We start from the raw sequence: 20,781 nt of genomic DNA, 5'->3' as shown, positions 1-20,781 counted from the left end.
CCCCGTACCGTGGGTGAGTGACTGCATCTGGCAGGTCTCCTGGCTTGCGCGTCCTTATTGTTGCTCCGCCTTCCCAACACCGCTTTAAACAGCTGCATCAGTGGCATGTGTGAGCAACAACTCTACGCTTACAGTTGCGGGGGCAGCCACGGCTTTTCCAAATGGACCGTGTTCCCTTTTCATTTTTATCTGATCGACAAAAATACCAAATGCCCGGCTATTGATCAGATTTCAGGGGCTTCCGTCAACTGGCTGAGCGAGGAACTTGATAAAATTCGACCAATTGCCAGCTAAACTCACAGAATTTGCTGGAGAGAGCACATCTCCATATCTTGCGGTGCGACCACTTAAGGCCGCACCTGCTAGGGATGCTTAGGCGGCATCGCTACCTTCTCGTTTGCTTAGCTCATGAAAATCAAAGCACAGCCGAGAATGACGAGGAGTGCGCCGATCCATGCTCCAATGGCAGGGAACTCTTTGGTTTGCCACCATAAAACAGGTAGCATCATGGCTGGTGTGGTTGCTGACAAGGTAGAAACAATGCCAACTTCGCCACCGCTGAGTGCATAGAGGATCAGCGTCATACCGATCCCCATGCCCAGCATGCCGGACAAGGAGGCCAGTGCGACGATCTCTTTGTTGATTGGGTTCGCCAATCTGAATGGACGGCCCGGCAGGTAAAACAACACCAGCAAACCAAAGGCTGCAATGGTGCAGCGCATAAGAGAAATCGCAACAGGATCTGCTCCACTTTCCATAACGGGGCGAATGATGATTGACCCTACTGATTGGGAAAGTGCGGCCAACGTGCCAAAGAGGATACCAATGGCAACAGGACCTCTAATCGCCTCCCATTTATGGAGCTGGTCTTTGCGCTTTCCAAACGCAATGGAGAGAATAACGCCCACTAAAACGAATAAGATACCAACAAGCGCCTGAAATGACAGTTCCTCTGACAGAAACAACCAACCGAGAAGCGCTGAGATGGGTGCGTTCATGGAAAACAGGATGGCTGTGCGGCGCGGTCCCATACGGTTGAGCGTGAGGAACAGCAATGTGTCCCCCATGAAGATGCCGACAAAGCCAGAGAGAAAGATGAGAGAAGCGTGGCTTGAATCAACCGTATTCCATGTGCCTGTTGCAATGACATAGATACCCAGAAACACCACAACAAACCACATACGCACACAGTTGAAGCCAATGGCTCCAAGGTGTGCTGCAGGTTTTGCTGAAATGAGACCACCAATAGCCCAGGTGGCAGCGGCACCGAGCGCGGCAACTTCAAATAAAAACATGGGGTGACCTAACCGACGAAACTACGGCACGACGCAGTTTGTTTATAAAAGCCAACCAGCTCTACTGCTCTTGGATTTGCCGCGCAAGCGCAGTCTGGTGAATTTTAGAACAGACCAACAGCTATTCAGGCAATAATATTTCACATCTCAGCAAAAACACAGATGAGCACCGTTAACTAAGTTAGTTTCAAGTGCCCTACCTCAATCTTGAACTTTGCAGGTGCATTCGGTAGAGATTCTACGTAGAGATTACATTGCTGTTCCTGCCTGATTTGCGTTTTTGACGCTCTCTCCGGCTCATTTGATTACACGTTCTAATCTGGAGATTTTCCATGAAAGATATTGAAATTGCCCGCGCAGCAGACATGAAACCCATTGCGCGCATCGCTCAAAATCTGAAGATCCCGGAGGACGCTCTTGAACCTTATGGCCGGTTTAAAGCCAAGGTTAATCTGGATGAGATGCCTGAGCTGAGCAGTAATCCATATGGAAAACTCATACTTGTCACAGCAGTCTCTCCAACTCCGGCTGGGGAAGGCAAAACCACGACAACCGTAGGACTTGGTGATGCTCTCAACCGCATTGGGTTAAAAACAACCATCTGTCTGCGCGAACCTTCTCTTGGCCCGTGCTTTGGCATGAAGGGTGGAGCTGCAGGTGGCGGTTACGCGCAGGTGGTGCCTATGGAGGATATCAATCTCCATTTTACAGGTGATCTGCATGCAATCACCGCTGCGCATAACCTGCTTTCTGCAATGATCGACAACCACATCTATTGGGGCAATGCAGAGAATATTGACCAGCGCCGGATTGTCTGGCGCCGGGTAGTCGATATCAATGACCGATCATTGCGCTCCGTTACCACTGGTCTTGGCGGTGTAAGCAATGGGTTCCCGAGTGAATCTGGCTTTGACATTACCGTGGCTTCTGAAGTGATGGCCGTGCTTTGCCTTGCTGAAAATCTACAGGATCTTCAGAACCGTTTGGGTCGCCTGTTGATTGGGTATCGTAAAGACAAGACACCCGTTTACTGCCGGGATATCAAAGCTGATGGTGCGATGACTGCGCTGCTTAAAGATGCCTTTCGCCCCAATCTGGTTCAAACGCTTGAGAACAATCCTGCCTTTATTCATGGCGGCCCGTTTGCCAACATCGCGCATGGCTGTAACTCGGTGATTGCGACGAAAACAGCACTGCGCCTTTCTGATTATGTGGTGACAGAAGCAGGCTTTGGTGCCGACCTTGGAGCAGAAAAGTTCTTCAACATCAAATGCCGTCAAGCTGGTTTGACACCGAATGCCGTTGTTGTTGTAGCCACTGTTCGTGCACTCAAGATGCATGGCGGTGTTGCCAAGAATGATCTGACAGTGGAGAACATCCCCGCGCTTGAAAAAGGCATGAGCAATCTGGAGCGACACGTCAAAAACTGTCAACGCTATGGCGTTCCTGTGATTGTGGCTATCAATCGGTACGGCCCTGATACAGATCAGGAAATTGACGTGATCCTGTCACGGATGGAGAAGCTTGGCGTAAAGGCCGTGCCCTGCACACATTGGGCCAATGGCTCAGCAGGCACTGAAGAGCTGGCGACTTCTGTCTCCGAAATTCTCCAGACGACACAGTCAGACTTCAAACATCTTTATGAAGATGATCTGGCCCTTTGGAAGAAAATTCGCAGGATTTGTAAAAAAGTCTACGGCGCCTCCAAAGTCACCTGCGAGCCGGCTGTCAAAGATCAACTCAAATCCTATGAGGAACAGGGGTACGGTCATCTCTCGGTTTGCATGGCCAAGACGCCTTATTCCTTCTCGACCGATCCGGCTTTGCTTGGGGCACCATCTGACTACAGCATCCATGTGCGTGCGGTTCGACTTTCCGCAGGGGCTGGATTTATTGTTGCACTGACTGGCGATATTATGGTGATGCCGGGCCTGCCGCGCCACCCGGCAGCAGAGACCATCGGGCTTGATGAAAACAGCCAGATTGAAGGCTTGTTCTAGTCTACATCAGACCGGTGTGGGCCGCGGCGAAAGCGGTCCAGATACACTGTCGACTGTAAGTCATCGCGATCATAATCCCGGTAATGCCCGAACTTGAAGTATTGGGTTTTACCGGCAAACTCATCATTACCAATGTAACCAGTAACGCGTGCGATGAACCTGTTGTTGGCCCAAATCTCGATGATCCCCTGCCCAACACGGCTTCCTTTGACGCGATAACGCATATCAACCCATCCGGTTGTTGGATCCGGCAGTACCGGGTCATCTGAGAGTTCGATCTGAATACCTGGATAATCTGAGTAGGTTTGTGGGTCCGCCAGAAATGGGAACTTGGAGGTATCCTGTGCTTCAATCGCTTTTTTCAGCTCAGGAATTGAAAGGCCACTGCCAAGGAACTCGTCTGAGGTGCGGCTTGCATCATTTCTGTTGCGAAAACCTTGCCGATCCAAACTCAGCATTTGCTGTAGCTCCTGCGAGAACCCCTTAAAGTCTTGCTGATAGCTGCCTTCTGCCTGCGCAACCAGTTTGCGAATGTCATTATGCTGGACAGTGATGTGAAAAACGCCGTTGTCAAACCGTTGCGCCAGAAATGGGCTGCCGCCAGAGTCTTCCTTCCATTGACCAATGACCCAGCGGGTCGATCCGGCAGGCCAGACGGTTCCATCAATTTTAAAGCTGAATGAGTACCAAACCTCATCGCCAAAATTACAACGTTTTTGACGGGCCTCCCAAAGTTCATTTTTCAGGTTTCCCTCTGCGTCCAACTCATCATCGCCGAACACTGTGATCGCCAGCGAGTGTCCACCATCGCGCACAACATCGCTTTCAATCTGGAAGTTTTCTGGCTTGTTCATGCGGTGAATATCCCAGTCGCTTGCACTTGGGTATTCATCAAAGTCATCAATCATGACGGCACACCTTGACTGACGCATTTCATTGATGTGAACACCTCCGTCCTGTTGGGGTGTCACGATGACATCAGTTTTGTCAGAGGGTTCGTCTTTTGGAGTTAGGTCGTCGGCAACTGAGAGCTGAGGACTCACCAACAGGCATAGACCTGCAAGCACAGGGATGAGCAGACCGTATCTTCTGAAAGTATCGCGTAGATCTGAATCCGGCATCTTTTCTCCCAAAGGCACGGTGCTGGATTGATTGCAGATCACGCCAATCTAGAGAAGATTTATTGCTGCACACCCAAGAGACTTTCGGGATTTTTCATAGGATTTGAAGAAAAGCTTCAGGAAACAGGCCCATAGATGATGTCTTCAGCCTCTTCCAAGGTCATATCAATGATCTTTTGAGCGAGCGAAAAGGGGAAGCCTGCGCGGATCAAACTGCTAAGCTCTTTATCCCGCCGCTCTTCTTTAGGTTTTGTCCGCCACGGCCCAAGGCGCCTGCGTTTGGCATAGGCAATCGCTGCACGTTGGTCGTCATGGTTTTCATCGTCAAAAGCTGTCTGAATATCGTCTCCAGACACACCTTTGGCATTCAGTTCCAGCTTTATTCGGGAGCTGGACTTGCCTTTGAGTGTCGCCGATCTGATTTTGCTTTGCGCAAATTGAAGATCATCGACAAACTTGTGATCACGGCAAAACGTGACCACAGGTTCAATCAGCTCATAGAACTCGTGGGGATCTTCATCTGCTTCTCTGGCCCGTTTGTCTACTTTACGCTTCAAAACCCGTCGCAGACTGTCTTCCGATGCACTGTATCTGTTTAGATAATGCAGCGCTGCCCGGCGCAGATATTCAGATGAAACTTTCTTGCCCACGTGACCTCATCTCCAATGCAATAGAGATGAGCTATCACATATTCCGCTTTGGTTTAGCCCACGAACGCACGCTCAACAACAAAATCACCTGGATTGTTGTTGGCACCCTCGGTGAAACCGCGTTGTTCCAGCAGTGCCTTGGTATCGGCAATCATGTGCATGGAGCCGCAGATCATGGCCCGGTCTTCTGCGACGTCTAAGACTGGAACTGACAGATCGTCAAAGAGCTTACCACTTTCAATTAGATGCGTGATGCGCCCTTCCCGCTTAAAGCGTTCGCGGGTGACAGAATTGTAAAGATGTAATTTACCAGTTGCGACCTCACCAATCAGCGGATCATTGCTGATGTCAGCCACCAGCTCCTCCCCGTAGCGAAGCTCAGAGATTTCGCGTGTGGTGTGGGTCAGGATCACCTCATCGAATTTCTCATAGGTCTCTGGGTCACGGATCAGGCTGGCAAATGGAGCAATGCCGGTTCCAGAAGAGAACATATAAAGACGTTTTGCCGGAGACAGTGCGTCAAGCACAAGTGTTCCGGTGGACTTCTTCTTCAGAAGGATATGGTCGCCTTCTTTGATCTTCTGCAGGTGCTGGGTCAATGGGCCGTCAGGAACTTTGATGGAGAAAAACTCCAGCTCTTCATCCCAGGAAGGGCTCGCGATTGAGTATGCACGGAAGAGTGGCTTTCCGTCGATCATCAAACCGATCATGACGAACTCACCAGAGCGGAATCTGAAGCTTGAAGGACGCGTGATTTTGAACCGGAAAAGGCGGTCCGTGAAATGGGTCACTTCCGTTACTGTTTCTACAAAGACATTTGCATGAACTGCGCTCTCCAATTCCGCACCCTTTATGATCTGGTTCATCGTTCGCCTTGCTCCGATTAATGAGGTTGGCAAAGGCTAACCCAAGCTGAAGGCTGTGCTGAGGCACATGCAGCTAATAAACCGCGTGCGAGTGAATATTTCTTTTCCAGTTGCTTCTTTCCGTAGAATACTGTCTTTCGGCTCCCTTTCCTGAGCTTTGGGAAGATAGCCAAGACTGCTGGAAAGTGCAGTGAAGCGGGTTATCAGACATGCGCTACATATAATTATGGAATATATTCATATTATTCAATATAGCGCGGTAAGTTATGCGCATGGCGGCATGATTTATGCCCGTCAGTGGGCATTGATCTGAGCCGTGTTGAAAAAGAGGTAGGTTGGGTTAGTCGATGTCGTTTTGAGAAACGATCTGATCCAGCGCTTCATCAGAAGCTTGCTTCTTTTCTTCAAGCACCTTCACCGGATTACGTCTATCTGTGAAGATATCCTCCGCAAACTCAAGGTATTTGCGGGCTGGCAATGGTTTGGAGAAGATGTACCCCTGCGCAGAAGACACTCCGAGCTCGCGCAAAAGTACAATTTGCTCATACTTCTCTACACCCTCTGCGATGATGCCCATGTTCATCGTATCCGCAAGTTCGGCGATGGCATCGACCAGACGGAAGGCATTCTCTTCGCTGCCTAGTGGGTCGATGAACATCTTATCGATCTTGACGATGTCCATACCCAGCTTTTGCAAGTAAGCCAGACCGCCATGACCTGTTCCCACGTCATCAAGAGCGACACGAATGCCATGGGCTTGTAGCTCTGCGATGATCTTTCTCGCCAGGTCAATATCTTCAAGAGGCTGACGCTCTGTCACCTCCATGACCACCTGATTGAGCGCAATTGGAGAGTCTTCGTAGATGTCCAGCAGATCGTCTACAATGGATCGATCATTGAAGTGGCCAGCGAAAAGGTTGACCGAGAGCTTCAGTTCCGGATGTTGAGAATAGAGCTCTCCCAAATCATCAATGGACTGGCGCATGATGCTGCGGGTCATTTCGAAAATATGGCCCGATGTTTCAGCATAGGTCATGAACTGACCTGGAGAGACCATTTTACCGTTAGGGAGTTGCCATCTCATCAGCATTTCACAGCCCTGTAGCTCACCAGTTACGATGTCCACGACAGGCTGATAATACGGTATGAACTCGTTGTTACGGATGGAGGCAACAAAGTCGTCTTCTGCATCTTTTTCTGGCTTCCAGGAAAGCCAGACGCCCAAGGCAATCAGGAAAATAGCAATACCTGAACAGGCGATCACAGCAACGATCTTGAGTTCGCCTACTAGACTCATGACCGCATTGCGGTCGCTTCGGATCCGCACATTAATCGGGTAGATCGTTGATGCCGCAAACTCTTCGATGAAGTTGCTGCCCATGATGACAGGAAGGTTGCTGTTGTTTGTCGGATTGACCCAAACATGATCGCGCCCTAACCGGACTTCGATTTCAGAAGCATGGCGCAGATAATCTGGGCCCGGTTCGATCGCAAGTACGGTTGGAGAAATATTGGCAACCAGACGCCAGCCATTTCTAAGTTTCCAGGAGACCAACGCCGTGCGGATACCCTGATACTCCATCCAGGACATACCAATTCCAACACGCGGGGCATCTGGCTTCAAAGACGGGAGAATACTGTTTCCACGACGAACCTGAGCCGGCACATAACACATGGGGACACCGCGGTGATCCACAATCCCTATTGCGTTTATGATGACGTTTTCTGAGAGGGTCTTTTCAAACTCACCCTGATTTTGGCGTGTGCAGGATGTCAGGCCTTTCACCTGCATCTGGCGCAGTATTTCTACAGCACCGGATATCGCGGCCTCGCTTCTTGAGATGTAACGATCTGCGATCGCGTTCATTTCGTTTCGCGCCTGATGCATCGCGAAGTTCTCAAGGATCATATTGCCAATGAGCAATGGCAAGAGCGCCAATCCCAAAGCAACCAAAATTGCGCGGACAAATACGAAATAATGGCGAGACACAACCACGACCTTAAAAATGCAAAATACGGCTACCTATTTCTATGATTAAGGCTTACTTAAAACTGTAAAAATCATCCAAACACCCTAAACGATCCCCAGATGCTTTCCAAAATGGCTGTGAAATGCAGGGTTCCACCATGTTTTCTCTCAGAGTGGTTTGACTTTTTGCAGTGATATACACGCGCCCCTAACTCTCAATATGCCAGCTTAGCACCCAAATGCCTCTTAGCGGTCAATCTGGAGCCGAGCTATGCGCAGTTCTGAGTTACGTCGCCATCGTGCCTTCCTGGTATTCTTCTTTGCCCTCCTCTTCAGCAGCTGCCTTGCTCTTGCAGCATCAGCACAGATCAATACTGATAATGCTGTCGCAAAGGCCTTTCTTCAGAACCTTCAGGATCGCGGGTTGACCTTGACGCATGTAGGACCGGTTACTGTCGATAATGACGTGCTTTCTATTGGCGGTATTGAAGGTTATCCGAATGTAGATCAGACAAAGCGTTTCAAGATTGGCGATCTGGCGCTGGCTCAGGCATCCGTGGAAAGTGACGGGCGGATCTTTGTCGGGGCATTCGCAGCTTCGAAGTTCGAGGTTGACGAACCAGACTTCAACTTCACGGCAGACAAGATCGCGATTACGGATCTTTATCTTCCCAATGCCAATGATCTAAGCAATCCAGCATCAAACCTCCCCATGTCACTCTATTCCACTGCAGAGATTATGGGACTGTTGTTTCAGGATCGTTCAACGGGCCAATCTATGCCTATTGAGCGGGTCAGTATCGACTTTGACGTCAACAATGGCGGCTTCCCTATCATTGCCAGTGTTCAGGTTGCTCATATCGCTTTGAGCCGATCCATGTTTGCACCACCACAACAGCAAATGCTTGATGAGTTGAGCCTGACTCAAGTGGATGCAGATATCGACTTTGAAGGTGAGTGGAATGGCGACACGGGCGAAGTCAATATTCCGAGTGCAGCTGTTGTGCTGAAAGATCTTTTCTCTGTACAGGTCTCCCTGAAACTGGAAGGCCTTACAGATACAGTTGTTGAGCAGATCACCGAGCTTGCCACTAAGGATAACGTCATTGCACTGGATTTATTACAGAGCGCAGCCATCTCCAGCTTCAATCTCTCACTCGTCGATGAAGGCAGTCTGGATGACATGCTTGAACGTCAAGCTCACCGACACGGACAATCGCGTTCTGCCTATACACAGCAATTGACGGAGAAAGCAGAAAAGCAGTTTGCGAAAATTCCCGATCGCGCAAAGCAGCTGGAGTTTACGGAAGCGATTTATAGTTTCTTGCAAAATCCGCAGAGTATCACACTGAGTGCTAACCCTAAGGCACCGATAAGCGTAACACAAATTCTTGGGGTATCTGCGATTTCCCCCGCTTCCATCATTTCTTTGCTTGGCATCGCCCTTCAAGCAAATGTAAACTAGCGGGGAACCCTCCTACTAGCCATAAAAGGTTTATTTAATGCCTTTCCAAAATTTCAAACGGCAGGGATTTTTTGCTGTTTCAATCACTGTATTAGGTTTATCCGCCCAGCCTGCTCTTTCCAGTCCTGCATCAGACCTCATTGATAAGTACAATGACTGGTTCCTTGCAAATGGCGCAGAAACTGCAACATATGCGAAGGCGGTAGAAAACGGATCAAAGACCGAAATTCTTGATCATAAAATCGAAGGAATGTTCACTCTTTCCCTCGATGAAGACAAGCCTAACCTTGGCGTCTACTACATCATCAAGACGCCAAAGGCGATTTATGATGGCTCTTCACGTGACGGTGACACCTTCAGCTTCCAAAACGTAACCACCGATGAGATGCAGCTTGAGCTCGGCTTTTTTGAGAAAGCAGAGAATTTCAAAAATGTTGCAGAGGCTCAAGCCTCTGACGATGTCATCAAAGTTATCGCTGACGCCAAAGATTATGTCATTTCCAGTTATTCTGTGAACTGGGTTGACCTGCCTGTTCTGTCAGATGGTGTTACCGCAGAAGAGTTTCAGCAGTTGCTCGCCGCCGCAACCAGTGTTTCTTATGACCGCAGCAGTTTTGTTGAAGTTGTCGCTGATATGGCAATGGCGGATGCACTTACAGGGACATACACCATTAAGAACGGCGTTTACTCCGGCGCGGAAAATGGTGTTGTGGCTTTGGCCTCAATTGAAGAAATTGAATATAAAACAACAACTTCAATGACGACAGATGGCCGAGAGGTCTCAACGGTTTCTGAAACGGTATACAACGACTTTTCAGTCAAAGATCAAGACGTACGCCCGCTTCTGGCGCTTCTTGGTGCGGCCAAGGCACCTTCTGATAGGCTGCTGAGCGAGTACCGGGTTGGAAGCTTCTCAAGTACAATAAAAACTGAAGGTGCCAGCGCCTCTGAACCATTCGGTTTTCTAGAAGTGAGTGCTGGTGAATCTACCACCAAAGACGTGCGCATGTCAGGTGGTGATGCTGCCAAGCTTTGGGCTGCGTTTGAGAGCCTCAAAGACAAGCCAGAGGAAGAAGAGGCTGTTGATCAGATTTTCGGCATGCTTGATGCGCTCGGCTCATACTACGTCGCATATTCAGACGTAAACGACATGGTCATCAAAGCGTGGGATCCAATCCGCGCACGTATGAAAGACAGCGAAGCACCAAGTTTTGAAGCAACACTGAAGCATTTCTCAACCACAGACTTTACAACAAACAGTCTTGGTCAGATGAAATTTGAAGGCCTGCACGGTGCGGTCGAAGGTGACGATGCAGTGTTTGACTTGGACAGCTTTAAACTAGCTGATCTTGCATGGCCTAGCCTGCGTACCATGGTTGAGAGCACTCTTGCGGCAGAAGCTGATCCTGCTGCTGCGATGAAGGCCATTCCAACGATCGGACGCATTTCTCTTGCTGGCCTAAACATGCAGGCAAAAGATCTGCCAACACCAGTCTCCCTTGGTGAGCTTACTATTGAGATGGGCAATCACATCGGGCCGATTCCAACAAGCCTATCTGAAGTTATTGGTGGTCTGAGCTTTGATGCTGCACTCCTTCAAGAGCCGATGGTTCTGGGTGTACTTGACCGTCTTGGCATTGAGCGTGTTAACCTCACACAGGACTTCAAGATTGCGTGGGATGAGAACACTCAGGACCTGACGCTGGAAAAATTCGAGTTTGAGCTTGAAAACGGCATCAAACTGCGTGCTGACATTCAGCTTGGCGGAATTCCACGTTCTCTCTTTGAAAACCCACAGGAGGCAGAAGCTGTAGTGGCTCTGGCGACCTTCAAAGGTGCACAGATCGAAGTGATGGATTCTCCGCTTATCAGTGAACTTCTTGCAACTCAGGCAGAGCAAGCAGGTCTTCCTGCTGAATTGCTGGCTTCAATGATGATTGATGGCACGCTCCAGCAGGCTGGTCCACTGGCTGAAACCGAATTTGCTCTGGAACTGGCACAAGCAGCTAAGAGCTTTGCTGCCAAGCCAACCAACATCCGCGTGACACTTGCTCCGCAGACAGCAGTTCCAATCATGCAGCTTGGAGGTATTGCGGCTCTTGCACCTCAACAGCTCCCTGAGATGCTGGGCGCAACTGTGAGCTACACCGAGTAAGCTCAGACAGGATGAAATCAAAAAGGCCGCTGTGATAGGTGATATCACAGCGGCCTTTTTGTAATCTGGAAGAGCCTTGCAAAAGCTCGACGGCGCTTCAAGTCGGCCTTATCAAGCGTCCGGAGACGCTTTTTGAGTTACTTGATTGCTATTGGTGAACTGGAGTTCACACAGGTGTCTGTAATAACCATCCATCTCATACAACTGATCGTGCGTGCCGCTCTCTAAGAGTTTGCCATGCGACAACACATGGATCGTATCTGCATCACGAACGGTTGAAAGGCGGTGCGCAATCACGAGTGTGGTACGCCCCCTCATCAGCCGAGCAAGCGCGGTTTGTACTTTGTTTTCGGACTCAGCATCCAAAGCAGACGTCGCTTCATCCAGCAATAGAATGGGTGCGTCAGAAAGCATTGCCCGTGCGATCGCCAAGCGCTGACGCTGGCCGCCGGAAAGGCGTGTACCACCCTCGCCTGCATTGCTTTCGTAGCCCTTTTCCATCTTCTCGATGAACTCGTGGGCATTCGCATTCTTTGCAGCCTCAATCACTTCCTCATCCGTGGCGCCAGGACGGCCGATAAGGATGTTCTCTCTGATCGTACGATCAAACAGGAACGTATCCTGTGTCACGATTGCGATATTGCTGCGCAGACTTTCCATGTTGAAGTCACGAATGTCTTGATCATCAATCAGAACTCCGCCCTCATCAATTTCATAGAAACGCTCAATCAACGAGAAGACTGTTGATTTACCTGCTCCAGATGCACCAACAAGGGCAGTCACCTCACCTGAGTTTGCAACCATACTCAGGCCATTCAGAGCTTTCGTCTCACCATAATCGAACTCGACTTGTTTGAACTCGATCCGTCCTTTGGTGACCTTCATATCAGGCTTGTCTAAGGTTCTCTGATTTTCCTCTGGCATATCCAGAAGCTCGTACATCAGGCGCACACCAACAAGCTTTGTATTCAGATTAACCTGAAAGCGAGCGAGGCGTTTAATTGGCTCATATGCAAGCAAAAGTGCTGTGATGAAGGCAAAGAATGCTCCCGGATCCTGATCCAAGGCGATCACACTATAACCGCCATAGAGGATAATAATCCCAATCGCAATACCGCCCAGAGTTTCCATCAATGGCGATGTTCTGGCAGTCAACTTCGCGATCTTGTTAGACTGTTGCTCGACGCTGGAGACCGCGCTGTCCATCGCCGAATGCATGTTTGCTTCGTAGTTGAAGGACTTCACGACGCGAATGCCCAGTGCCATTTCCTTTACCAAGGAAAGAATGATTGTCTGAGAAACAAACTGGCTCTTTGCAATCTTCTTCACACGGCGAACAAGCTTGGAAACAGCATAGACAGCTGGAGGCATGATGCCCAGAGAGATGAGTGAGAGCAGCGGATTCTGCCAGACCATGACAGTGACCAGACCGATTACCGACATAACATCCCGTCCAGCGGAAAGGATGATCAGCTCCATAACACCGCGTGCAGCGCCTGTGTTGTGTCCAAATCGTGTAGCCAGATCACCAAATGTCGTGTGGTCGAAATATCTGACCCCCAATCGGGTCACTTTTTCAAACATGTCACGCTGGAGCTTGGCGACAATCGAGTTACCGATCCTGCTCAGCACAACAGTCTGACCATAGGTCGCTATGCCTTTGGTCAGGAAGATGGTCATCACCGCGCCGGAGATGATGTAGACCATGGTGATATCACGGTCGATAAAGACCTGATTGATCACGTTTTTCATGATGGCTGCACTGCCAGCACCTGCACCGGCAGCTACAATCATGAAGCCAAACGCAATCATGTATTGGAATTTGTAATGCCCGAAATTTTCTCGGAGAAGGCGGCGAATAAGGCTGGGAGCGCCCTCTTCATCCGCAAACAGCTTTTTGCTTATGGCGTCGAACACCTAAAACCCTCAGCTTTTCCAGCGAAATTAAGTATGACGACTTAATTTGCTACCGGTAGAAGATGAAAAGGCGACCGTAGATCTACGACCGCCCTTCCATGAGATTTATAACATTATGACGTGAACCGCCATACCTGCTTTTCTGCCAGCGGCTCTTATGCTTCTGGCAAGTTCAGGCGGATATGAAGATCGCGCAGCTGTGCCGGGAACACATCGCCCGGAGCACCCATCATCAAATCCTGTGCCTGCTGGTTCATTGGGAACAAGGTCACCTCACGCAGGTTCTTTGCACCAACAAGCAGCATAACGATACGATCAACGCCAGCAGCCATGCCGCCGTGTGGAGGCGCGCCGTACTGGAATGCGCGGAACATGCCACCGAATTTTTCTTCGAGCAGGCTTTCATCGTAACCAGCGATTTCGAAGGCTTTTTTCATGACTTCGACCTGGTGGTTACGGATCGCGCCTGAGCCGATTTCATAACCGTTACAGACAACGTCGTACTGGTAGGCGTTCAGTTCAAGAGGCTCAACATTGTTGAGGCCGTCCATTCCACCTTCCGGCATGGAGAATGGGTTGTGACAGAAGTCAACTTTCTTGTTTTCTTCGTCCCATTCGTACATTGGGAAGTCAACAATCCAACACAGTGCGAACTGGTCTTCATCAATCAGGTTCAGCTCTTCAGCAGCGCGAGTACGCGCTTTGCCAGCGAAGTCTGCGAACTTTTTAGGATCGCCAGCTGCAAAGAACACCGCATCGCCTTCATCCAGACCAAGCTGGGTGCGGACTGCTTCAGTGCGCTCTGTACCGATGTTTTTCGCAATTGGGCCAGCACCGGCGATTGCGTCTTCTTCTTTACGGAAGAAGATATAACCAAGGCCTGGTTGGCCTTCGCTCTGTGCCCATGAGTTCATGCGATCACAGAATGCGCGGGAACCGCCCTTTGGAGCTGGGATTGCCCAGACCTGAACCTTTGGATCGCTCTCGATCATACGTGCAAACACTTTAAAGCCGGAGCCTGCGAAGTGTTCAGTCACGTCCTGCATTTCGATCGGGTTACGCAGATCCGGCTTATCGGAGCCGTATTTGCGGATCGCTTCTGCGTAAGGAATGCGTGGGAATTCTTTGGTAACTGGCTTACCTTCAGAGAATTCATCAAACACACCACGGATAACTGGTTCCATGGTGGTCAGCACGTCTTCCTGAGTAACAAAGCTCATTTCCACGTCGAGCTGGTAGAACTCGCCTGGCAGACGGTCAGCGCGTGGATCTTCATCACGGAAGCAAGGTGCAATCTGGAAGTATTTATCAAAGCCAGACATCATAAGCAGCTGTTTGAACTGCTGGGGAGCCTGTGGCAACGCGTAAAACTTACCAGGGTGAATACGGGAAGGCACCAAGAAATCGCGCGCGCCTTCTGGGGAAGAAGCCGTCAGAATTGGTGTCTGGAATTCGTTGAACTCAGCATCATTCATGCGACGACGCATGGAATTGATGATCTTGGTCCGTGTCATCAGGTTTGCGTGCAGAGTGTCGCGACGCAGGTCGAGGAAACGGTACTTTAGACGAATATCTTCTGGGTATTCCAACTCACCGAATACTGGCAAAGGCAGCTCTTGAGAGTCGCCCAAAACTTCCATATCACGAATGAAAATTTCGATCTCGCCGGTGCCAAGGCCCTTGTTGACGGTATCGTCAGAGCGCTTCTTAATGTCACCATCGATGCGGATGCACCATTCGGAACGTACGGTTTCAGCCAGTTTAAATGCTGGGGAGTCCGGATCAACAACACACTGCGTAAGGCCGTAATGGTCACGCAAGTCGATGAACAGCAGGCCGCCGTGATCGCGTACACGGTGCACCCAGCCAGAAAGGCGAGTGGTTTCACCTACATTATTCGCCCGCAGCTCTCCGCAGGTATGGCTTCGATAACGATGCATAGCGTCCTCAGTGGTAATCTAGTGAATCATAAAATTCAGAAACTGGTTGACCTCGTCAAAAGGTCATCCGGCTGGAAAAGACATGTCAGCATCCTAAAGTCAAGTAAGTCTGTAACTTTGGCGCTGTTTCTTGCGGACATTTCCCGAGTTTCCTCTACCTACGTGGTTTTCGCGAGGCTCTGGCTGCGACCCTTTGGTTCATAGAGAGCAAAAATCGACATTTACAACCACTTGATGAGAAAACGAGAAACTTAGATAGGGACAAGCCCGTTCGCTTACGCTATAGACTTTGACACCATGAAGATGATCACAACTACAGAAGAGCTTGCGCAAGCGTGTGCCAAGCTTGCTAATTCAGATTTCGTAACAGTTGATACCGAGTTTTTGCGGGAAACGACCTTCTGGCCAAAACTCTGCGTCATTCAGATTGCCAATCCAGATAATGCTGTGTTGGTTGATGCTCTGGCTGAAGATCTGGATCTTGAACCTTTTTTTGCATTGATGCGCAATACGGACATCGTGAAGGTGTTCCATGCTGCACGGCAAGATATTGAAATAATCTACCATCTGGGTGGCTTTGTGCCCTCACCTCTCTTCGACAGTCAGGTTGCAGCCATGGTTTGCGGCTTTGGGGATTCAGTTTCCTACGACCAACTTGTTTCGAAAGTGACGGGTGAGCGGATCGACAAATCATCCCGGTTTACAGATTGGTCACGGCGACCTTTGACGAACAAACAGCTTGCTTATGCACTGGCTGATGTGACCCACTTGCGCGACGTCTACCAGTTCCTGAAAGAGCAACTGGAACAGAAGGGCCGCAACCACTGGGTTGAAGATGAGATGGCAACGCTGTCTTCCATCGACACCTACCGCAGTGATCCTGCGAAGGCCTGGCAGCGCATGAAGTTGCGCGTCCGCAAACCACGCGATCTGGCTGTCTTAAAGGAACTGGCCTTCTGGCGTGAACAGGAAGCGCAAAAGCGTGACATTCCTCGTAGCCGCGTTATCAAAGATGATGCGATTTTTGAGGTTGCAACGCAGAAGCCTCAGACATCTGAAGCTTTGGGGCACTTGCGCACAATTCCACGTGGTTTTGAACGCTCCAGACATGCTGAGGACATTCTCAACGCGGTTAAACGCGCCATGGAGATTTCCGAGGACGATCTGCCAGAAGTTCCAAAAGGGCGGCCTTCTCCGGACGGAGCGTCTGCAGCTGTTGATTTGCTGAAGGTGCTTTTGAAGATGAAGAGCGAGAGCTTTGGTGTGGCACCAAAAGTTATCGCGACGGTCGATGATCTGGACAAGATTGCATCAAGTGGTGATGCGCAGGTTCAGGCTCTTTCCGGCTGGCGCCGAGAGCTTTTTGGTGAAGATGCGCTACGCTTGAAAAAAGGCGAAATCGGCCTTGCTTTTAATGGCCGTCAGGTCGTCATTTGCGAACAAGGTGAACCGGTTGAGCGTGTTGAAAACAGTTCTCGCCGTCGTGGTGGCAACAAGAATAACAAGCCAAAGCCTGATTAAGAATTTGAAACCACTACTCATCATAACTTACTGATAAATAAGAAAGCCCCGGCAAAACTTGTCGGGGCTTTCTTGCATCTGTCTCAGATTTCCTAGAGCACTCTGACTTCGGCTTCCAGATCCATAACACGTCCGAGTTGGTTCAGGCGTTTGGTCAAACGATCCCCTTGCATGTCTGCAAGTTCTGCAGGGAGAGCCAGCACGAGTTTGTCGTTCACCAGCGACAGCTTGCTCTTGAGCAACACGCCATTCATGGAGGCGCTGATCAATGCTGCAACACGCAGCGTCGCGCCAAGCATACGTGCCAGCTTCATGAGGCGTGGATTACTCAGACTGCGAATGGCAGGCGAAAGCGCATCATCCATCAGGCCTTCGTAGCGATAGAACACTGTCAGCGCCAGATATGCCCTGCCCGCATGATCAATGCCTACAAAGCCACCATTAGAAATAATGTTCAGTGATTGCTGACCACGGTAATCCGGATGCGCACGCCAGCCGATATCCGTTAGCTGACAGGCCGCAATGCGCAGGCGGCGTTCGCCTTCGCTTTCGTCCACACCAGCCACACGCATGGCCTGCTCGCTCCACTCAACCACTTCGGCTGAATATGAGGGATCACGGGCACGCAGCACACCCAACTCGTGGGCTGCTGTGAGCAAAGGGTCTTGCTTTTTGCCGTCTTCATCAAGCTGATCATACAAGTACCCTTCCCGCACGCCGAGTGCAGAAAAGACGACCTGATCTGCCTGACAATGCAACAAGGTCTGCCGCATCACCGTTGCACCGTATGGCAACAATCCACGACGCGCTTTTGAGATCACCTGAATGCTTGGCTCGTTGCTCAGGTCATCCCGCATGAGCTGCTCGCAGAAATCAATCATGACTTCAGCAGGCACTGTGTAGTCATGCATCACATGCAGCGGATAGCCCTGTTGATACAAGTGCAAACGGCCAAGTGAACGCCACGTTCCGCCAATCGCATAGAAATTGCGGTCTTTTGCCTTACCCAGCCAGTCTGCTTTTTCCAGCTCTTCACGGGCGATCTCATTGGCCAGTGCCAGATCTTTTTCTGAGGATTCCTGCAGCCGAATGCCGCCAAGCGGAAATGTGCGTCCGTCACCGATGCCATGAGCACTGATGTCGACCAGCTCTAATGATCCGCCGCCCAAGTCTCCGACAAGGCCGTCTGCCCGCCAGAAACCGGAGAAAACCCCCATTGCTGAGTAGAATGCCTCATCACGGCCAGACAGGATCTGAACGTTGGCACGGCAGATGTTTTCTACTTTTGCAATGAACTCGGCGCCATTTTCAGCTTCGCGAGCTGCTGCTGTTGCCAGAATGTGCAGTTTGATGACACCCACATGATCGCAAACACGGCGAAACCGCACCAAGGCACGCAGTGCGGTGGCAACATTTTCTTCACCCAGACGACCAGTCGCGCCTACGCCGCGCCCCAGTCCTGCCAGGATTTTTTCATTGAACAACGCTGTCGGGTTACGCGCCAGTCTTTCATAAATTACAAGACGGACAGAGTTGGAACCAATATCAATGATTGCTATTGGTCCCGGGTCTGCAAATCGTCCTCGAGGCTCATCACTCGTCGAGATATCTGTCACTATTTGGCCGTTCTACAAAAAGTTTTGGGCTATCGCCCTGTAGCGAGCTACCACGACCAGACAGAGATGGGTTCGTCATAAAGAACTTGTGTGCGTTGAACGGATCTTCGTCTGGTTCTGCAACAATGCGCTCATGACTACCGTCTGGAAGCAGACGCCAGCTTTGTTGATTATCTTCTAGATTTGCAACCATGATCTGATCAAGAATCTGCTTGTGTACTGTTGGCGTTTTAACAGGAACAAGGGTCTCGACCCGACGATCCAGATTGCGCGGCATCATATCCGCTGATGAGATATAGACATGGGCTTCATCAGAGGGCAACCCGTGACCATTGCCAAAGCAGAAGATACGGCTGTGCTCAAGAAATCTTCCCACAATTGATTTCGCGCGGATGTTGTCAGAGAGCCCCGGCACGCCTGCCCGCAAGCAGCAAATACCGCGCACGACCAAATCAATTTGTACCCCTGCCTGACTGGCCCGGTACAATGCATCAATGACACCTGGATCGACAAGAGAGTTCATCTTCATCCAGATCTGACCTGGACGACCTGCCTTGGTGTGGGCAATCTCTTCTTCTGTGTGCTGAATGATGCGCTTGCGCAGGCTCATTGGAGAAACGGCCAGTCGCTCCAGCTCGCCCGGCTCTGCGTAACCTGTGATGTAATTGAACACCTTAGCAGCATCGCGTGCCATCGCTGGCTCTGCGGTAAAGTAGGACAGATCGGTATAGATGCGTGCTGTGATTGGGTGATAATTGCCGGTGCCGAAGTGGCAGTAGGTTCTCAAACCACCCTGCTCACGGCGGACAACCATGGAGACTTTTGCATGAGTTTTCAGCTCAAGGAAGCCGAAGACGACCTGTACTCCAGCGCGTTCCAGATCTCGTGCCCAACGGATGTTGGCTTCTTCGTCAAAGCGGGCTTTGAGTTCGACAAGCGCGGTGACGGATTTGCCAGCTTCTGCAGCTTCTGCAAGGGCTTTGACGATCGGGGAGTTGTTGGATGTACGGTACAGCGTTTGCTTGATTGCGACGACATCCGGGTCCTGAGCGGCTTGGCGGAGGAACTGAACGACAACGTCGAAGCTCTCGTAGGGATGATGGATGAGAATGTCTTTTTGTTGGATAGCCGCAAAACAATCCCCGCCGTGTTCGCGGATGCGTTCCGGGTAACGTGGGGTGTATGGCGGGAACTTGAGGTCGTCGCGTTTGACGTTCACAGCCTGAGACAGGTCATTCAGCGCCAAAAGACCGTTGGCAAGGAAGGTTTCCTCTTCGGTGACTTCAAGCTCATTTGCAACGAAGGCACGCAGACTTTCTGGTGTGCTTTCTTCAATTTCCATGCGGATCACAGATCCGCGGCGGCGGCGTTTCAGGGCGGTTTCAAAAACGCGCACCAGATCTTCCGCTTCTTCCTCGATTTCCAAATCGGAGTCGCGCAAGACGCGGAACGCGCCTTTGCCGCAAACTTCATATCCGGGGAAGAGATTGCCGATGAACAACGAGATGATCGTCTCAATTGGAATGAAACGTGTTGCTTTTGGCCCGGCATCACGCGGTGTTGGCAGGACAACAAAGCGGCCAATCTGGCTTGGCATGCGCAGCAGCGCAGTCATACCTGCGCCTCCATCCACCGGACGCAGATCCAGGATCAGCGAAAAGCCCAGATTTGGGATGAACGGGAAAGGATGCGCCGGATCAATAGCCAACGGGGTTAGAACCGGAAAAATATGCTGAAGAAAGTAGTCTTCCAGCCAATCCGTTTCAGACTGGCTCATGTTCTGCGCTTCAACGATGAAGATACCCTCATCAGCCAGCTCAGAGCGCAGTTGACGGAAGCGGGCTTGCTGCTCACTTTGAAGCTTGCTCACCTCAACAGAGATTTGCTCCAGCTGTTCGGTCGAGGTCAGACCATCATCAGAAATGGTCGTCACATCCGCTCGCTGCTGACCGCGCAGGCCAGCAACACGCACCATGAAGAACTCATCAAGGTTGTTGGCAGAGATGGACAGGAACCGGAGCCGCTCCAAAAGCGGATGGCTCGGGTTCATGGATTCTTCCAGAACACGGCGGTTGAACTGCAACCACGAGAGTTCACGGTTTACAAAGCGCTCTGGTTTTTGCATCAGAGCCAGCCCTGCACTCACCTCAAAATCTGCGGTGTCAGTGGTCTCGTCTTCCAAAGCGTTCATTTCCGTAAACTCATTCATTCCATGTACCTCCGCAGCCCGTGGACCGGGTCACCTGTATGGGCGCACCTCGCCCTT

At 50.6% G+C, this 20,781-nt stretch carries 13 protein-coding genes and 1 riboswitch; of the genes, 4 read left to right on the top strand and 9 right to left on the bottom strand.

Annotated features, from left to right (window positions below; genetic code table 11):
• Nucleotides 1-12: 12 nt before the first annotated feature.
• Nucleotides 13-225, bottom strand: a riboswitch (cobalamin riboswitch).
• A 176-nt stretch (nucleotides 226-401) separates the two neighbouring features.
• Entirely contained in the window at nucleotides 402-1,295 is an 894-nt protein-coding gene (locus tag PsAD5_RS09215; RefSeq protein ID WP_063291889.1) for a DMT family transporter, read from the bottom strand.
• A 332-nt stretch (nucleotides 1,296-1,627) separates the two neighbouring features.
• On the opposite strand from PsAD5_RS09215, the gene PsAD5_RS09210 reads away from it, so the two are divergent.
• Nucleotides 1,628-3,295 carry a formate--tetrahydrofolate ligase gene (locus PsAD5_RS09210; protein ID WP_063291888.1) on the top strand — a complete coding sequence of 556 codons (1,668 nt, stop codon included), beginning with the start codon at nucleotides 1,628-1,630 and terminating at the stop codon, nucleotides 3,293-3,295.
• Here the strand turns inward: PsAD5_RS09210 and PsAD5_RS09205 are convergent.
• From PsAD5_RS09205 to PsAD5_RS09190, 4 genes are all read right to left on the bottom strand, one after another.
• On the bottom strand, nucleotides 3,292-4,416 hold the full coding sequence (locus PsAD5_RS09205; protein WP_063291887.1) for a heparin lyase I family protein: 1,125 nt from the start codon (nucleotides 4,414-4,416) through the stop codon (nucleotides 3,292-3,294). The two genes, PsAD5_RS09210 and PsAD5_RS09205, sit on opposite strands and share 4 nt — an antisense overlap.
• A 116-nt stretch (nucleotides 4,417-4,532) precedes the next feature.
• Nucleotides 4,533-5,066, bottom strand: a complete 534-nt coding sequence (locus PsAD5_RS09200) for a regulatory protein RecX (protein WP_063291886.1) — start codon at nucleotides 5,064-5,066, stop codon at nucleotides 4,533-4,535.
• 53 nt (nucleotides 5,067-5,119) lie between these two features.
• The gene (locus PsAD5_RS09195; protein ID WP_063291885.1) at nucleotides 5,120-5,932 is read right to left on the bottom strand and encodes a ferredoxin--NADP reductase; all 813 of its coding nucleotides are present in this window, start codon (nucleotides 5,930-5,932) and stop codon (nucleotides 5,120-5,122) included.
• Nucleotides 5,933-6,272: 340 nt separating this feature from the next.
• Nucleotides 6,273-7,922: an EAL domain-containing protein gene (locus tag PsAD5_RS09190; RefSeq protein ID WP_063291884.1), complete on the bottom strand. Its 1,650-nt coding sequence runs from the start codon at nucleotides 7,920-7,922 to the stop codon at nucleotides 6,273-6,275.
• Between the two features lie 250 nt (nucleotides 7,923-8,172).
• Here PsAD5_RS09190 and PsAD5_RS09185 point away from each other — a divergent pair, with 250 nt between their 5' ends.
• Nucleotides 8,173-9,366, top strand: coding sequence for a hypothetical protein (locus tag PsAD5_RS09185; protein ID WP_063291883.1), 1,194 nt, complete (start codon nucleotides 8,173-8,175; stop codon nucleotides 9,364-9,366).
• A 37-nt stretch (nucleotides 9,367-9,403) separates the two neighbouring features.
• Complete coding sequence (locus PsAD5_RS09180) at nucleotides 9,404-11,521, top strand: hypothetical protein (RefSeq protein ID WP_063291882.1); 2,118 nt, start codon at nucleotides 9,404-9,406, stop codon at nucleotides 11,519-11,521.
• Nucleotides 11,522-11,632: 111 nt separating this feature from the next.
• Here the strand turns inward: PsAD5_RS09180 and PsAD5_RS09175 are convergent, their stop codons facing one another.
• Both PsAD5_RS09175 and aspS read right to left on the bottom strand, forming a co-directional pair.
• Complete coding sequence (locus PsAD5_RS09175) at nucleotides 11,633-13,438, bottom strand: ABC transporter ATP-binding protein (protein ID WP_063291881.1); 1,806 nt, start codon at nucleotides 13,436-13,438, stop codon at nucleotides 11,633-11,635.
• A gap of 155 nt (nucleotides 13,439-13,593) precedes the next feature.
• Complete coding sequence (gene aspS / locus PsAD5_RS09170; protein ID WP_063291880.1) at nucleotides 13,594-15,378, bottom strand: aspartate--tRNA ligase; 1,785 nt, start codon at nucleotides 15,376-15,378, stop codon at nucleotides 13,594-13,596.
• A gap of 297 nt (nucleotides 15,379-15,675) precedes the next feature.
• On the opposite strand from aspS, the gene rnd reads away from it, so the two are divergent.
• Nucleotides 15,676-16,899: a ribonuclease D gene (gene rnd / locus PsAD5_RS09165; protein ID WP_063291879.1), complete on the top strand. Its 1,224-nt coding sequence runs from the start codon at nucleotides 15,676-15,678 to the stop codon at nucleotides 16,897-16,899.
• A 92-nt stretch (nucleotides 16,900-16,991) separates the two neighbouring features.
• On the opposite strand, the gene PsAD5_RS09160 is transcribed toward rnd, so the two are convergent.
• Both PsAD5_RS09160 and PsAD5_RS09155 read right to left on the bottom strand, forming a co-directional pair.
• Nucleotides 16,992-18,515 carry a Ppx/GppA phosphatase family protein gene (locus PsAD5_RS09160; RefSeq protein WP_084405929.1) on the bottom strand — a complete coding sequence of 508 codons (1,524 nt, stop codon included), beginning with the start codon at nucleotides 18,513-18,515 and terminating at the stop codon, nucleotides 16,992-16,994.
• Complete coding sequence (locus PsAD5_RS09155; protein ID WP_208980945.1) at nucleotides 18,493-20,706, bottom strand: RNA degradosome polyphosphate kinase; 2,214 nt, start codon at nucleotides 20,704-20,706, stop codon at nucleotides 18,493-18,495. Before PsAD5_RS09155 ends, PsAD5_RS09160 begins: the two co-directional genes overlap by 23 nt.
• Nucleotides 20,707-20,781 lie beyond the last annotated feature (75 nt).

The organism is Pseudovibrio sp. Ad5, assembly GCF_001623095.1.
Taxonomy (GTDB): Bacteria; Pseudomonadota; Alphaproteobacteria; order Rhizobiales; family Stappiaceae; genus Pseudovibrio.
This window is presented reverse-complemented; position numbering and strand designations above follow the sequence as displayed.

Bases quoted from the DNA above. Each gene is read 5' to 3' on its own strand.
- PsAD5_RS09195 (WP_063291885.1), bottom strand. From the start codon at position 5,932: ATGAACCAGATCATAAAGGGTGCGGAATTGGAGAGCGCAGTTCATGCA.
- PsAD5_RS09185 (WP_063291883.1), top strand. From the start codon at position 8,173: ATGCGCAGTTCTGAGTTACGTCGCCATCGTGCCTTCCTGGTATTCTTC.
- PsAD5_RS09210 (WP_063291888.1), top strand. From the start codon at position 1,628: ATGAAAGATATTGAAATTGCCCGCGCAGCAGACATGAAACCCATTGCG.
- aspS (WP_063291880.1), bottom strand. From the start codon at position 15,378: ATGCATCGTTATCGAAGCCATACCTGCGGAGAGCTGCGGGCGAATAAT.
- PsAD5_RS09215 (WP_063291889.1), bottom strand. From the start codon at position 1,295: ATGTTTTTATTTGAAGTTGCCGCGCTCGGTGCCGCTGCCACCTGGGCT.
- PsAD5_RS09180 (WP_063291882.1), top strand. From the start codon at position 9,404: ATGCCTTTCCAAAATTTCAAACGGCAGGGATTTTTTGCTGTTTCAATC.
- PsAD5_RS09155 (WP_208980945.1), bottom strand. From the start codon at position 20,706: ATGAACGCTTTGGAAGACGAGACCACTGACACCGCAGATTTTGAGGTG.
- PsAD5_RS09205 (WP_063291887.1), bottom strand. From the start codon at position 4,416: ATGCCGGATTCAGATCTACGCGATACTTTCAGAAGATACGGTCTGCTC.
- rnd (WP_063291879.1), top strand. From the start codon at position 15,676: ATGAAGATGATCACAACTACAGAAGAGCTTGCGCAAGCGTGTGCCAAG.